This window comes from Pseudomonas sp. 1D4 (assembly GCF_001728925.1).
In the GTDB taxonomy this organism is placed as follows: domain Bacteria; phylum Pseudomonadota; class Gammaproteobacteria; order Pseudomonadales; family Pseudomonadaceae; genus Metapseudomonas; species Metapseudomonas otitidis.
Genome location: NZ_LXJQ01000011.1, coordinates 53,845 through 68,106, shown reverse-complemented (window position 1 = coordinate 68,106; position 14,262 = coordinate 53,845). Strand labels below are relative to the sequence as shown.

14 protein-coding genes are annotated in these 14,262 nt (G+C 67.3%); 11 read left to right on the top strand and 3 right to left on the bottom strand.

Features of this window, described 5'->3' with window-relative positions; genetic code table 11:
* Positions 1-14: 14 nt before the first annotated feature.
* Entirely contained in the window at positions 15-1,238 is a 1,224-nt protein-coding gene (locus tag A7D27_RS08340; RefSeq protein WP_069564595.1) for an alpha/beta fold hydrolase, read from the bottom strand.
* 299 nt (positions 1,239-1,537) lie between these two features.
* On the opposite strand from A7D27_RS08340, the gene A7D27_RS08335 reads away from it, so the two are divergent.
* The 11 genes from A7D27_RS08335 to lipB all read left to right on the top strand — a co-directional run bounded on the left by A7D27_RS08335 (position 1,538) and on the right by lipB (position 11,645).
* Entirely contained in the window at positions 1,538-2,803 is a 1,266-nt protein-coding gene (locus tag A7D27_RS08335) for a glutamate-5-semialdehyde dehydrogenase (protein WP_069564594.1), read from the top strand.
* Entirely contained in the window at positions 2,803-3,447 is a 645-nt protein-coding gene (gene nadD / locus A7D27_RS08330; protein ID WP_069564593.1) for a nicotinate-nucleotide adenylyltransferase, read from the top strand. Before A7D27_RS08335 ends, nadD begins: the two co-directional genes overlap by 1 nt.
* 22 nt (positions 3,448-3,469) lie before the next feature.
* A complete protein-coding gene (gene rsfS, locus A7D27_RS08325) occupies positions 3,470-3,823 on the top strand; it encodes a ribosome silencing factor (RefSeq protein ID WP_044410769.1) in 354 nt (117 codons plus the stop codon).
* 12 nt (positions 3,824-3,835) lie between these two features.
* Positions 3,836-4,303 (top strand): 23S rRNA (pseudouridine(1915)-N(3))-methyltransferase RlmH, encoded by a 468-nt coding sequence (gene rlmH / locus A7D27_RS08320; RefSeq protein ID WP_044410767.1) that lies wholly within the window; start codon positions 3,836-3,838, stop codon positions 4,301-4,303.
* A 9-nt stretch (positions 4,304-4,312) separates the two neighbouring features.
* The gene (mrdA, locus tag A7D27_RS08315) at positions 4,313-6,214 is read left to right on the top strand and encodes a penicillin-binding protein 2 (protein ID WP_069560804.1); all 1,902 of its coding nucleotides are present in this window, start codon (positions 4,313-4,315) and stop codon (positions 6,212-6,214) included.
* Positions 6,215-6,252: 38 nt separating this feature from the next.
* A complete protein-coding gene (rodA, locus tag A7D27_RS08310) occupies positions 6,253-7,356 on the top strand; it encodes a rod shape-determining protein RodA (RefSeq protein ID WP_170832283.1) in 1,104 nt (367 codons plus the stop codon).
* A gap of 14 nt (positions 7,357-7,370) precedes the next feature.
* Positions 7,371-8,381: a lytic murein transglycosylase B gene (mltB, locus tag A7D27_RS08305; RefSeq protein ID WP_069560802.1), complete on the top strand. Its 1,011-nt coding sequence runs from the start codon at positions 7,371-7,373 to the stop codon at positions 8,379-8,381.
* Between the two features lie 3 nt (positions 8,382-8,384).
* A complete protein-coding gene (locus A7D27_RS08300) occupies positions 8,385-9,395 on the top strand; it encodes a septal ring lytic transglycosylase RlpA family protein (RefSeq protein WP_069564592.1) in 1,011 nt (336 codons plus the stop codon).
* Positions 9,396-9,491: 96 nt separating this feature from the next.
* Positions 9,492-10,655 (top strand): D-alanyl-D-alanine carboxypeptidase family protein, encoded by a 1,164-nt coding sequence (locus tag A7D27_RS08295; protein ID WP_069560800.1) that lies wholly within the window; start codon positions 9,492-9,494, stop codon positions 10,653-10,655.
* Between the two features lie 88 nt (positions 10,656-10,743).
* A complete protein-coding gene (locus A7D27_RS08290; RefSeq protein ID WP_069564591.1) occupies positions 10,744-11,022 on the top strand; it encodes a DUF493 domain-containing protein in 279 nt (92 codons plus the stop codon).
* Positions 11,022-11,645, top strand: coding sequence for a lipoyl(octanoyl) transferase LipB (lipB, locus tag A7D27_RS08285; protein WP_083265565.1), 624 nt, complete (start codon positions 11,022-11,024; stop codon positions 11,643-11,645). Before A7D27_RS08290 ends, lipB begins: the two co-directional genes overlap by 1 nt.
* Before the next feature lie 67 nt (positions 11,646-11,712).
* Here lipB and lipA read toward each other — a convergent pair whose 3' ends face one another.
* Both lipA and A7D27_RS08275 read right to left on the bottom strand, forming a co-directional pair.
* On the bottom strand, positions 11,713-12,765 hold the full coding sequence (lipA, locus tag A7D27_RS08280; protein ID WP_069560799.1) for a lipoyl synthase: 1,053 nt from the start codon (positions 12,763-12,765) through the stop codon (positions 11,713-11,715).
* Between the two features lie 124 nt (positions 12,766-12,889).
* The gene (locus A7D27_RS08275) at positions 12,890-14,212 is read right to left on the bottom strand and encodes a lytic murein transglycosylase (RefSeq protein ID WP_069564590.1); all 1,323 of its coding nucleotides are present in this window, start codon (positions 14,210-14,212) and stop codon (positions 12,890-12,892) included.
* Positions 14,213-14,262: the final 50 nt, after the last annotated feature.

Genomic DNA, 14,262 nt, shown 5'->3' with positions numbered 1-14,262 from the left:
CGGTGGCCTGCCGATCAGGCGGCGGCTGCCAGTTGCGCCGGGCGGACGTGCTCGGCAAGGGCGGCGCTGGCGGCGGCGTCCATGTGGGTGAACACCAGGGACAGCGCGTCACCGGTCTGGCGCAGGGGCAGCAGGTTTAGCGCTGGCAGGCCCTCCATTGCCAGTTGCCAGCCTCGGACCGGCAACCCTGTCGGGAGCGCGCCCTGCAGGCGGGCACCGAAGAAGCCCAGTTCCTGAACCTCTACCGGGAAGCTGCCCAGCTCGGCGTGATGCAGCCGGGCGGCGCGCTGTGCCGGCGCGAGCCGGAGCTCCTGGCGGCGCTCCATCTCATTGAGGCGGCTGCGGGCCAGGCGGGTCGCGCCGATGGGCGTGGCTGGCAGCGCCTGGTCGAGGAAGAAGGGGCGGTAAAGCTGGGCGCAGGCGTTGCGTCGCTCGAACTGAGCAAGGTGGTCGCCGTCGTGGATCAGCGCGCAATCGGCCTGGGTGCAGGCGGTGGTGAAGGCGGCGTGCTCCCAGGGCTGGGTGAAGTGGTCGAACTCGCCGGCCAGCACCAGGGTCGGGCAACTGGGGTAGTGCGTGAACCCGGCGAAGTCCAGCAGGCGGCGGCTGTTCTGCCGGTAGCGCTCGCGCTCGGCGCTGGTCAGGCGTTGCAGTTGGCGCAGCATGGCCTTGCGAAAGCCGGGGCTGATACCGGTGCGTTCCAGTCGCAATGGGTTGATCAGGCCGGTCAGCGAACCCTGGGCGAATTCCGCCAGGCGCTCCTCTTCCAGCAGGTGCAGGCTCTCCTCCAGCAGGGCGCGGGCGCCGGGGCGGCCGAAGGTGGTCACGCCCGCCAGCAGCAGGCGTGCGCAGCGCTGGGGGTGGCGGCTGGCGAACAGCGCCGCCAGGGCCGAGCCGTAGGACAGGCCGATGGGCATCAGCGGCGGCAGCGCGAGGGCCTCGGCGAAGTCGGCGATCAGGTCGGCCAGCGCCTCCAGCCCCAGTTCCGGGGCCAGTTGCAGGTTGCCGCCCTGGCCGGGCAGGTCGAGGAGGATCACCGGGTGGTGCTCCAGCAGGTCCTCCACCTCGGCGGCGAAGGAGCGAAAGCTCTGGAATGCGCCCCCCAGCATCAGGATGGGGAGACGGGTGTCGTGGGCATGGCGGGACCAGGCCTGGTAATGCAGGCGCCAGGGCCCTGTTTCGAGGACGGACGGGGGCGTGCCGAGCTGGTCGGCGTGGTAACCGGTGCGGTAATGCATGGCGATTCTCCGGCGCTCGGGCGCCTTGTTGTTGTTCTCGCCGCGGTTCGGGGCGCGGGGGCACGCTTTGAAGGTAAACACCGGTGACGATTTTGTTTACCCATCCTTCGGGCGGGGGCGGTGAGGTGGGGTGTGGGCGGGTGTCACCGTCTCGCCCCGGCCTGCGTGGCCTGGGCGTTCGGACGGGATTCGCCGATGCGCTGGAACGGGCTGTCTACCATCCGCCCGGCGCTGCTGGGCGGCGGGCGCACGCGCGGGCTATAATCGCCCACTTTTCCCAACCGCCAGACGCCGAGACCATGACCGAGTCCGTTCTCGATTACATGACCCGCCTGGGCCGCGCTGCGCGCGCCGCCTCGCGCGTGGCCGCCCGTGCCAGCACTGCGCAGAAGAACCGCGCCCTGCTGGCCGCCGCCGATGCCCTGGACGCCGCCCGTGCGGAGCTGTCCGCTGCCAACGAGCTGGATCTGGCCAGCGGCCGGGCCAATGGCTTGGAGCCAGCGATGCTGGACCGCCTGGCGCTCACCCCGGCACGCATCGACGACATGATCGAGGGCTTGCGCCAGGTGGCCGGACTGCCGGACCCGATCGGCGAGATCCGCGACATGCGCTACCTGCCCTCCGGCATCCAGGTGGGCAAGATGCGTGTGCCGCTGGGGGTGATCGGCATCATCTACGAGTCGCGCCCGAACGTGACCATCGACGCGGCCAGCCTGTGCCTGAAGTCGGGCAACGCCACCATCCTGCGCGGCGGTTCCGAGGCCATCCATTCCAACCAGGCCATTGCCCGCTGCATCCAGCAGGGCCTGGCTGACGCCGGCCTGCCCGCCGAACTGGTGCAGGTGGTGGAAACCACCGACCGCGCCGCCGTGGGCGCGCTGATCAGCATGCCAGAGTACGTGGACGTGATCGTCCCCCGTGGCGGCAAGGGCCTGATCGAGCGCATCAGCCGCGACGCCAAGGTGCCGGTGATCAAGCACCTGGACGGCATCTGCCACGTCTACATCGACATCGCCGCCGACCTCGACAAAGCCATCCGCGTGGCGGACAACGCCAAGACCCAGCGCTACGCGCCGTGCAACACCATGGAAACCCTGCTGGTACACCGTGGCATCGCCGAGCGTGTGCTGCCGCCGCTGGCCGCCATCTACCGCGACAAGGGCGTCGAGCTGCGTGGCGATGCGACCACCCGCGCGCTGCTGGGCAGCGACGTGCTGGAGGCGACCGAGGACGATTGGCGCACCGAGTACAACGCGCCGATCCTGTCCATTCGCATCGTCGATGGGCTGGAGCAGGCCATCGAGCACATCAACACCTACGGCTCGCAACACACCGACGCGATCATCACCGAGAACTTCAGTGATGCGCGGCGCTTCCTCACCGAGGTGGATTCCGCCTCGGTGATGGTGAACGCCTCCACCCGCTTCGCCGATGGCTTCGAGTACGGTCTGGGCGCGGAGATCGGCATCTCCACCGACAAGCTGCACGCACGCGGCCCGGTCGGCCTGGAAGGGCTGACCAGCGAGAAGTACGTGGTCTTCGGCGACGGGCACATCCGCACCTGATGATCCAGCGTATCGGCCTCTTCGGCGGCACCTTCGACCCGGTCCACATCGGCCATCTGCGGGGCGCCCTCGAGGTGGCCGAGCTGATGGCGTTCGACCAGCTGCGCCTGATCCCCAGCGCCCGCCCGCCGCACCGCGAGGCACCGCAGGTGTCGGCGGCCGACCGGCTGGCGATGGTGGAACTGGCGGTGGCCGACCTGCCGCCGCTGCGGGTGGACGACCGCGAGCTGCGCCGCGAGCGGCCGTCCTGGACCATCGACACCCTGGAGTCGCTGCGGGCCGAAGTGGGCGAGTCCGACCAGTTGTTCCTGATGCTTGGCTGGGACGCCTTCTGCGGCCTGCCGGGCTGGCACCGCTGGGACGAGTTGCTGAACCACTGCCACATCCTGGTGCTGCAGCGTCCGGATGCGGACACCGAGCCGCCGGAGGAGCTGCGCGACCTGCTGGCGGCACGCAGCGTGGCCGATCCGCTGGGCCTGAGCGGGCCTGGCGGACAGATTTCATTCGTCTGGCAGTCCCCGCTGGCGGTTTCCGCCACGCAGGTCCGCCAGTTGCTGGCCGACGGGCGCTCGGTGCGCTTCCTTGTGCCCGACGCGGTGCTGGCCTATATCCACGCGCACGGTCTGTACCGTGCGGCGAACTGATTCATCCGAGGTAATTGAACCGATGCAAAACGAAGAACTGGTCAAGATCGCCCTCGCGGCGCTTGAAGACATGAAGGCCCAGGACATCACCACCATCGATGTACGCGGCAAGACCAGCGTCACCGACTTCATGGTGATCGCCAGCGGCTCCTCCAGCCGCCACGTCAAGTCCCTGGCGGAGAACGTGCTGGAGAAGGTCAAGGAAAACGGCGTCCGCGCCCTGGGCAGCGAAGGCCTGGACGGCGGCGAGTGGGCCCTGCTGGACCTGGGGGATGTGGTCGTGCATGTGATGCAGGTCGCCACCCGCCAGTTCTACGACCTGGAGCGCCTGTGGCAGGGCGCCGAGCAGAGCCGCGCCCAGCATCCCCAGGAATAACGGAGCACCGCCTTGCGTCTGCGTCTGATCGCCGTCGGCTCGCGCATGCCCCGCTGGGTGGAGGAGGGCTGGAACGAGTACGCCAAGCGCCTGCCGTCCGAGCTGTCCCTCGATCTGGTGGAAATCCCCCTGACCACGCGCGGCAAGAACGCCGACGTGGCGCGGATGATCCGCCAGGAGGGCGAGGCGATGCTGGCCAAGGTCCAGCCTGGGGAACGCATCGTCACCCTGGAAGTCGAAGGGCGTGCCTGGAGCACCGAGCAACTGGCTGCCGAGCTCGACCGCTGGCGCCTCGACGCGCGTACCGTGAACCTCATGGTGGGTGGCCCCGAGGGGCTGGCGCCGGAGGTGTGCGCGCGCAGCGAGCAGCGCTGGTCGCTGTCGCCGCTGACCCTGCCGCACCCGCTGGTGCGGATTCTGGTGGGCGAGCAGATCTACCGCGCCTGGACCGTGCTCTCCGGGCACCCCTACCACAAGTAAGCCGTACCGATGCCGCAACCGATCCGCCTGAAGGACCACGAGAAGGATGCCCGCCTGGTGCGTCGGCGCGTCGTGGTGGGTGCCGTTGCGGTGTTGCTGCTGACCTGCGCATTGATTGCCCGCCTGTATTACCTGCAGGTGATCCAGTACGAGTACCACTCCACGCTCTCGGAAAATAACCGGGTGCATGTGCAGCCGATCCCGCCGACACGGGGGCTGATCTTCGACCGCAACGGCCTGATCATCGCGGACAACCGCCCCAGCTTCAGCCTGACGGTGACCCGCGAGCGCGCTGGCGACTGGAAGAGCGTGCTGGACGTGATCGTCGAGGTGCTTGAGCTGACGCCGGACGACCGCGCGCTGTTCGAGAAGCGCATGAAGCAGGGGCGACGCCCTTTCGAGCCGGTGCCGGTGCTGTTCGAGCTGACCGAGGAGCAGATCGCCCGCATCGCGGTGAACCAGTTCCGCCTGCCCGGTGTGGAGGTGGCTGCCCAACTGGTACGCCACTACCCGCAGGGCGCGCACTTCGCTCACTCGGTGGGCTACGTCGGGCGGATCAACGAGAAGGAGCTCAAGGAGCTCGACCCGATCAACTACAGCGGCACCCACCACATCGGCAAGACCGGCATCGAGCGCTTCTACGAGGACACGCTGCACGGCGAGGTGGGGTACGAGGAAGTCGAGACCAACGCCCGTGGCCGTGTGCTGCGGGTGCTCAAGCGCACCGACCCGAAGCCCGGCAAGGACCTGGTGCTGACCCTGGATGCGCACCTGCAGGAAGCGGCAGAGGACGCCCTGGGTGGGCGCCGGGGCGCCATCGTGGCCATCGAGCCATCCAGCGGCGATGTGCTGGCCATGGTCAGTCAGCCGAGCTTCGACCCGAACCCCTTTGTCACCGGCATCAGCTTCAAGCAGTACGCCGAGCTGCGCGACTCCATCGACCGGCCGCTGTACAACCGCGTGCTGCGCGGGCTCTATCCGCCGGGTTCGACGGTCAAGCCGATGGTGGCGGTGTCCGGTCTCGAAGCCGGGGTGGTGACGCCGGATTCACGGGTGTTCGACCCGGGCTACTACCAACTGCCCAACTACGATCACAAGTACCGCAACTGGAACCGCTCCGGTGACGGCTGGGTGAACCTGGAGGCCGCGATCATGCGGTCCAACGACACCTACTTCTACGACCTTGCCCACAAGATGGGCATCGATCGCCTGCACCAGTCCATGAGCCGCTTCGGCTTCGGCCAGAAGGTGGCGCTGGACATGTTCGAGGAAACGCCGGGTCTGATGCCCTCCCGCGACTGGAAGCGTTCCCGTTACCGCCAGGCCTGGTTCCCGGGGGAGACGCTGATCCTCGGCATCGGCCAGGGCTACATGCAGGCCACGCCGTTGCAACTGGCCCAGGCCACCGCGCTGATGGCCAACCGTGGCAGGTGGGTCCGCCCGCACCTGGCCAAGAGCATCGGCGGCGAGCCGCCGGTGGACGAGAACCCGATGCCCGACATCACCCTGCGCGACCCGAAGTTCTGGGACTACGCGCGCTCCGGCATGGAGCAGGTGGTGCACGGTGCGCGGGGCACCGCCCGCAAGGTGGGCGCCGCCTCCGTTTACCGCATTGCCGGCAAGTCCGGTACGGCCCAGGTGGTCGCCATCAAGCAGGGCGAGCGCTACGACCGCTCGAAGGTCCAGGAGCGCCACCGCGACCACGCGCTGTTCATCGCCTTCGCCCCGGCCGACGATCCGAAGATCGCCGTGGCGGTGATGGTGGAGAACGGCGAGTCCGGCTCCGGGGTGGCGGCGCCGGTGGTCAAGCAGGTGATGGACGCCTGGCTGCTTGGACCGGACGGCCAGCTCAAGCCCGAATTCCGCCCTGCAGGCGCGCCTGCGACCGCTGATGCGAGTATTCGCCGATGAACAGCAACTTCGACCGCACCCTGTCCAATGAAGACGTGATGCGCCGCCGGGCCAGCCTGCTGCAGCGCCTGCACATCGATGGCCAGTTGCTGCTGCTGCTGCTGTTGCTGGCGGTGGGCAGCCTGTTCGTCCTCTATTCCGCCAGTGGCAAGCACTGGGACCTGCTGATGAAGCAAGCCTCGTCCTTCGGCATCGGCCTGGCGGCCATGTGCGCCATCGCCCAGTTCGAGCCACGCTTCCTGGCCCGCTGGGTGCCCCTGGGCTACGCCGGCGGGGTGCTGCTGCTGGTGGTGGTGGACGTGATGGGCCACAACGCGATGGGCGCGACCCGCTGGATCAACATTCCCGGGGTGATCCGCTTCCAGCCGGCGGAGTTCATGAAGATCCTGATGCCGGCGATGATCGCCTGGTACCTGTCCAAACGGACCTTGCCTCCCAAGCTCAAGCACATCGTGGTCAGCCTGGCGCTGATCGTCGTGCCCTTCGTGCTGGTGGTGCGCCAGCCTGACCTGGGCACGGCGTTGCTGATCCTGGCCTCCGGCGCCTTCGTGCTGTTCATGGCCGGTCTGCAGTGGCGCTGGATCCTCGGTGCGGTGGCGGCGGTGGTCCCGGTGGCGGTGGGCATGTGGTACTTCGTGATGCACGACTACCAGAAGCAGCGCGTGCTGACCTTCCTCGACCCCGAGAGCGACCCGCTGGGCACGGGCTGGAACATCATCCAGTCCAAGGCGGCCATCGGTTCCGGCGGGGTATTCGGCAAGGGCTGGCTGCTGGGCACCCAGTCGCACCTGGATTTTTTGCCCGAAAGCCACACGGACTTTATCATTGCCGTCCTCGGCGAAGAGTTCGGGCTCGTGGGCATCTGCATCCTGCTGCTGGTCTACCTGCTGCTGATCGGGCGCGGGCTGGTCATCACCGCCCAGGCCCAGACGCTGTTCGGCAAGCTGCTGGCTGGCAGCCTGACCATGACCTTCTTCGTCTACGTGTTCGTCAACATCGGTATGGTCAGCGGTCTGCTGCCAGTCGTGGGGGTACCCCTTCCCTTCATCAGCTACGGTGGCACCCACCTGGTGACGCTGTTGTCGGGCTTCGGGGTTTTGATGGCGGTCCACACCCATCGCAAATGGATCGCCCAGGTTTGAAACGAGTGGAAGCATTGAACGTACTGCGTAGCTGGATGGTGCAAGGCGCCGCCGGGATCGGCCTGGCAGGCCTGCTGGGCCTCGCCGGCCCGGCCTTGGCAGGGGATTACGACGGCAGCCCGCAGGTGGCCGAATTCGTTTCGGAGATGACCCGCGATTATGGCTTCGCCGGGGAGCAACTGGTCGCCCTGTTCCGTGAGGTGCAGCGCAAGCAGGCCATCCTCGATGCGATCTCGCGCCCGGCCGAACGGGTCAAGCCGTGGAAGGAATACCGGCCGATCTTCATCACCGATGCACGCATCCAGAAGGGCGTGGCGTTCTGGAACCAGCACGCCGAGGCCCTGGCCCGTGCGGAGCAGGAGTACGGCGTGCCGGCCCAGGTGATCGTCGCCATCATCGGTGTCGAGACCTTCTACGGCGGCAACACCGGCAGCTACCGGGTGATGGATGCGCTGTCCACCCTGGGCTTCGACTACCCGCCGCGCGCGGACTTCTTCCGCAAGCAGCTCAAGGAGTTCCTGCTGCTGGCCCGCGAAGAGCAGATCGACCCACTCAGCGTTAAGGGGTCCTACGCCGGCGCCATGGGTCTGCCGCAGTTCATGCCGGGCAGCTTCCGTGCCTATGCCGTGGATTTCGACGGCGACGGTCATATCGACATCTGGGGCAACCCGGTGGACGCCATCGGCAGCGTCGCCAGCTACTTCAAGCGCCATGGCTGGGCCGCCGGTGCACAGGTGGTCAGCCGCGCCCAGGTGCGTGGCGAGCAGGCCGACGAGGGCCTCAGCGAAGGCCTTGAACCGACGAAAAGCGTGGGTGAACTGCGTGCCCTGGGCTGGGCAAGCGGCGATGCCTTGCGCGATGATCTCGCCGTCACTGCGTTCAAGCTCGACGGCGCCGATGGCCTGGAGTACTGGATGGGGCTTCCCAACTTCTACGTGATCACCCGCTACAATCGCAGCGTGATGTACGCCATGGCCGTGCATCAGCTTTCCGAATCCCTGGTCAAAGCGCGGGGCGGGCGTTAATCCATGCGGTCTCTTCCGATTCGAATTGCCACCTACGGCACCCTGGCCCTGTTGCTGGCCAGTTGCTCCAGCAGTCGCAGCCCCCAGTACACCCAGCCGGGTGGCCCGATCTCCGGGCCGGGCGACTACTCCCGTCCGCACAAGGATGGCGCGCCCTGGTGGGATGTGGACGTCTCGCGCATTCCCGATGCGGTGCCGATGCCCCACTACGGCAGCTTCAAGGCCAACCCCTACACCGTGATGGGCAAGACCTACTACCCGATGGCCGACGCCCGCCGCTACCAGGCCGTGGGCACCGCCTCCTGGTACGGCACCAAGTTCCACGGCCAGGCCACTGCCAACGGCGAGGCCTACGACCTCTATGGCATGACCGCCGCCCACAAGACCCTGCCGTTGCCCAGCTACGTGCGGGTGACCAACCTGGAGAACGGCCGCAGCGTGATCCTGCGGGTCAACGACCGCGGGCCGTTCTATTCCGACCGCATCATCGATCTGTCCTTCGCTGCGGCAAAGAAACTCGGCTATGCCGAGGTCGGCACCGCGCGTGTGAAGGTCGAGGGCATCGACCCCCATGAGTGGTGGGCTGCCCAGGGGCGTCCGGTGCCCATGGTGCTGGCCCAGCCGCAGCAGGTAGCCAAGCCCCAGCCGGCGCCTGCCACGCAAGCACCCATCGTGGCCGCCTCCACGGTCGAACAGTACACCCCGCCGCCTGAGCAGCACGCCGCTCCCGTGCTGCCGGTGCAGATCGACTCAAAAAAAAACGCTTCACTCGGAGCCTCTGGCCTGTATCTCCAGGTTGGCGCCTTCGCCAATCCGGACGCTGCGGAACTCCTGAAGGACAAGCTCAGCTCGATGGTGGCTGCCCCGGTGTTCATCAGCTCGGTGGCCCGCAACCAGCAGATCTTGCATCGGGTGCGTCTGGGGCCGATCGACACTCAGGGTGAAGCCCTGCAGCTCCAGGACAGCATCAGGCTGGCGAACCTGGGTCAGCCGACCCTGGTCAAACCGGACTGACGCCGGACGGCGGACCCGGAGCAGTGCGCGGTTCCGGGGTCGCCCTCCTTCTTCCCGCAAGGGACTGTTTCACCTTCAACCAATTCAGAGAGACGGATGAACATCATCAGCTTCGCGAAACGCCTCCTACTGCCAGCCGCTCTGCTCATCGCCATGCCGGTGTCGCAGGCCGCCGAGCAGATTATTCCCGCCCCCCCGCAACTGGCTGCCAAGTCCTATGTACTGATGGACGCACAGAGCGGCCAGGTGCTGGTGGAGAACAATGGTGACGAGCGCCTGCCGCCTGCCAGCCTGACCAAGCTGATGACCGCCTACATCGCCACCTTGGAGATCCGCAAGGGCCAGATCGGCGAGAACGACCCGGTCACCATCAGCGAGCACGCCTGGCGCACCGGCGGCTCGCGCATGTTCGTCAAGGTCAACACCCAGGTGGCCCTGGGCGACCTGCTTCACGGCATCATCATCCAGTCCGGCAACGACGCCAGCGTGGCGGTGGCCGAGCACATCGCCGGCAGTGAGGACGCCTTCGCCGACATGATGAACACCACGGCCGAGAAGCTGGGCATGAAGAACAGCCACTTCATGAACGCCACCGGCCTGCCCAACCCGGAGCACTATTCTTCCGCCCACGACATGGCACTGCTGGCCCGCGCGATCATCTACGAGGACCCGGCCCATTACGCCATCTACTCGCAGAAGGAGTTCCTCTGGAACAACATCAAGCAGCCCAACCGCAACCTGCTGCTGTGGCGTGACAAGACCGTCGACGGCCTGAAGACCGGCCACACCGACGAGGCCGGCTACTGCCTGGTGGCTTCCGCCGTGCGTGACAACCAGCGCCTGATCGCCGTGGTGTTCGGCACCAACAGCGAACAGGCCCGCGCCGCCGAGACCCAGAAGCTGCTGACCTACGGTTTCCGTTTCTTCGAGACCAAGACCTTCTATCAGAAGGGCGCCGAGCTGGCCAAAGCCCAGGTCTGGAAAGGTACCGCCCGCGAAGTGAAGGCCGGCCTGGCCAACGACCTGACCCTGACCCTGCCGAAGGGCCAGTTGCAGAAACTGCAGGCCGCCATGACCCTGTCGCCCCAACTGGTCGCTCCGATCAAGCAGGGTGACGTGATCGGCAAGGTCGAAGTGAAGCTGGACGACAAGGTGGTGCACAGCGCCGACCTGGTTGCCCTGGAAGCTGTCGAGGAGGGTGGTTTCTTCCGCCGCCTGTGGGATAGCATCCGCCTGTTCTTCTTCGGCCTGTTCAACTGAGCCGATCCCACCACTGACCCACTGCCGAAGCCCCGTACTCCACAGGAGACGGGGCTTCCGCCTCGCGGACTACGGGTCCGCCGCCGCCATGACCGATACCGACGTACAAGCCCCGAAAATCGAATTCCCCTGCGAGCGCTACCCGATCAAGGTGATCGGCGATGCCGGTGAAGGTTTCGCCGACCTGGTGATCGAAGTGATCCAGCGCCACGCCCCCGACCTCGATGTCACCACCCTGGTGGTCCGCGACAGCCGCAACGGTCGCTTTCTCTCCGTACAGGTGCTGATCACCGCCACCAGCGTCGACCAGTTGCAGGCGATCCACGTCGACCTGCGCGCCACCGGCCGTGTGCACATGGTGCTGTAGTGGCGCCCGAGCTGATCGTGCGTCGCCTCGGGCTGGTCGAGTACCTGCCCACCTTCGAGGCGATGCGCCGCCTGACGGCTGAGCGTAACGAGCAGACGCCCGACGAGATCTGGCTGCTGCAGCATCCCCAGGTATTCACCCAGGGTCAGGCCGGCAAGGCCGAGCACCTGCTGGCGCCAGGGGATATCCCGGTGATCCAGGTGGACCGGGGAGGGCAGGTGACCTACCACGGTCCCGGTCAGTTGGTGGCCTACCTGATGCTGGACCTGCGCCGCCTCGGTCTGGGCGTGCGCGAGTTGGTCACCGCCATGGAGCAGAGCCTGGTGGACGTGCTGGCCACCTATGGCATCGAAGCGGCGCCCAAGGCCGATGCGCCGGGCGTCTACGTGAACGGCGACAAGATCGCTTCACTGGGCCTGCGTGTCAGCCGTGGCTGTTCGTTCCACGGCCTGGCGCTGAATGTCGACATGGACATGTCGCCCTTCTGGCGCATCAACCCCTGTGGCTATGCCGGGCTGAAGATGGTCCAACTGAAGGACCTGCTGGCGCAGCCCGCGCCCCTCGACGAGGTGGCGGAGCGCCTGGAGCAGGCCCTGCGGGTGCGGCTCGGCTACGCCGGCTGACCTCATTGCCGCTGACATGAAAAAGCCCCCGCCGGCCTGCCGACGGGGGCTTTTCACTGTGAGCGGATCAGTTCAGGTTGAGGGCCGGGATCAGGCTCTCGTCGGTGGACTGGCCGGGAACCGGCACCGGCGCAGCGAGGCCCAGGTTGTTCTTTTCGAATACGCGGTCGGCGCGGTAGCTGGAGCGTACCAGCGGGCCGGCGGCGACCTCCATGAAGCCCTTCTCCAGGCCGATGTCGCGGAAACGGTTGAACTCTTCCGGGCTGACCCAGCGTTGTACCGGCAGGTGGTTGCGGGTCGGTTGCAGGTACTGGCCGAGGGTGAGGATGTCGACGCCGATGGCGCGCAGGTCGTCCATGGTCTCGATGATCTCCTCGTCGGTCTCGCCCAGGCCCAGCATCAGGCTGGTCTTGGTCAGGACCGACGGGCGATGGCGTTTGGCGTGGGCCAGCACGCCGAGGGTCTTCTCGTAGCCGGCTCGGGGGTCGCGGACGATGTGGGTGAGGCGTTTCACCGTTTCGACGTTCTGGGCGAACACTTCCAGCCCCGAATCCACCACGCGCTCGATGGAAGGCAGGTCGCCGTCGAAGTCCGGCGTCAGCGCTTCGACCACCACCTGCGGGGTGCGCTCCTTGATGGCACGCACACAGGCGGCGTAGTGACTGGCGCCACCGTCGTCGAGGTCATCGCGGTCCACCGAGGTCAGTACGATATAGCGCAGGGCCATCAGCTCGACGGATTTGGCGGTGTTCTGCGGCTCTTCCAGATCCAGCCAGCCGTTGGGGTTGCCGGTGTCCACGGCGCAGAAGCGGCAGGCCCGGGTGCACACCGAGCCCATCAGCATGATGGTGGCGGTGCCGTTGGACCAGCACTCGCCCATGTTCGGGCAGTGGGACTCCTGGCACACGGTGCTCAGGCGGTGTTCGCCGACGTTGCGCTTGACCGCCTCGAAGCGGCTGCCACCGGGCGCCTTGACCCGCAGCCACTTGGGCTTGGGTTCGAACACCTGGGGCTCGGCGGAGTTGCGGCGCTTCTGGCCGTCCTTGATTGCGGTGATCCCCTGGGCCGTACGGAACTTCTCGCCACTGGCGACGGGTTTGGACGGACTGGTATCGGACATCGGACGGGCTCCGCTAGAGGCTGATCAGGCTGCCGCAGGGGGCAAGGAGGGTGGCGGATTCTACCACAAAGGTGGTGCCGTTCTGGCAGTCGCCGGGCCGCTCGGACCCGGCGAAAGGAAGGTGTCAGCGGCCGTTGCGCAACTGCAGCAGCAGGGCTGGAGTGGGGTAGCCGTCGGCGGGCCAACCCAGGCGCTGCTGGTAGCCGCGGATGGCCTTGCGGGTGTTGGCACCGATGATGCCGTCGGCAGCACCTGGGCTGTAGCCGGTGCTGGCGAGGGCTTCTTGTAGTTCGATGCGCTCGGTGCGGCTGAGGGGACGGTCTTCCTTCGGCCAGGCGCCGGTGATCTGCCCCGCACCGTCGAAGCGCTGGGCCAGCAGGCCCACGGCCAGGGCATAGGAAGAGGAGTTGTTGTAGCGCAGGATGGCGCGGAAGTTGTCCAGCACCAGGAAGGCCGGACCGCGATGGCCGGCGGGGACCAGCAGCGCGGCGCGGTCCTGGTCGAGGCCCGGTGCCAGGGGCACCTGGACCCCGAGCTGGCGCCACTCACCGACTGTCTTGCGGATGTCCGCGTCGGCTTGGGCGTAGTCGAAGCCGGCCGGCAGCCGCACCTCGGCGCCCCACGGTTTGCCCATCTGCCAACCGGAGGCCTTGAGGTAATGGGCGGTGGAGGCCAGGGCATCGGCGGTGGAGTTCCAGATGTCGCGGCGACCGTCGCCGTCGAAGTCCACGGCATGGCTGTTGTAGGTGGTGGGGATGAACTGGGTCTGGCCCATGGCGCCGGCCCAGGAGCCGCGCATGCCGCTGGGCTGGATGTCGCCATGCTGGATGATGCCGAGGGCGGCGATCAGTTGTTCGTGGGCGAAGGTCGGGCGACGCCCCTCATAAGCCAGGGTGGCGAGGGAGCGGATCACCGACTTTTCGCCCATGAACTGGCCGAAGCTGCTTTCCATGCCCCACACCGCCACCAGGACCTGGCGGTCGACGCCGTAGCGGGCCTCGATGGCACTGAGCAGGGTGGCGTGCTGTTTCAGCAGGCCCTGGCCCTTGCGAACGCGGTAGGGAGACAGCGCGCCGTCGAGGTATTCCCAGACGGGGCGGGTGAATTCGGGTTGGCTCCGGTCGGCGGCGACCACGCTCGGGTCGGGGGTGACGCCGACGAAGGCCTGGTCGAGGATGGTGGCGCGGATGCCGGCTGCCAGCGCTTCCTGGCGGAAACGATCACGCCATTGCTCGAAGCTCTCGCCGGGCTGTGCGATCAGCGGGGACGGGGTGGTGGCCGTGCTCGACGGGCCGGGCGTGGTCAGCACGGCGGTGGCCGTGGCGGTACTGGACTGGGAAGCGGGCGCGGTGGCGGTGGGTGTTTCGGCGCAGGCGCTCAGGGCTGCGAGGGTGGAAGCCACGGCCAGGCTGCGGAGCATGGGGCCGGGGGCTGGTGCGCGGAACATGGACAGGTCTCGACGGCAGGCCAAACAAGCCGCGACCTTAGCACGGATGC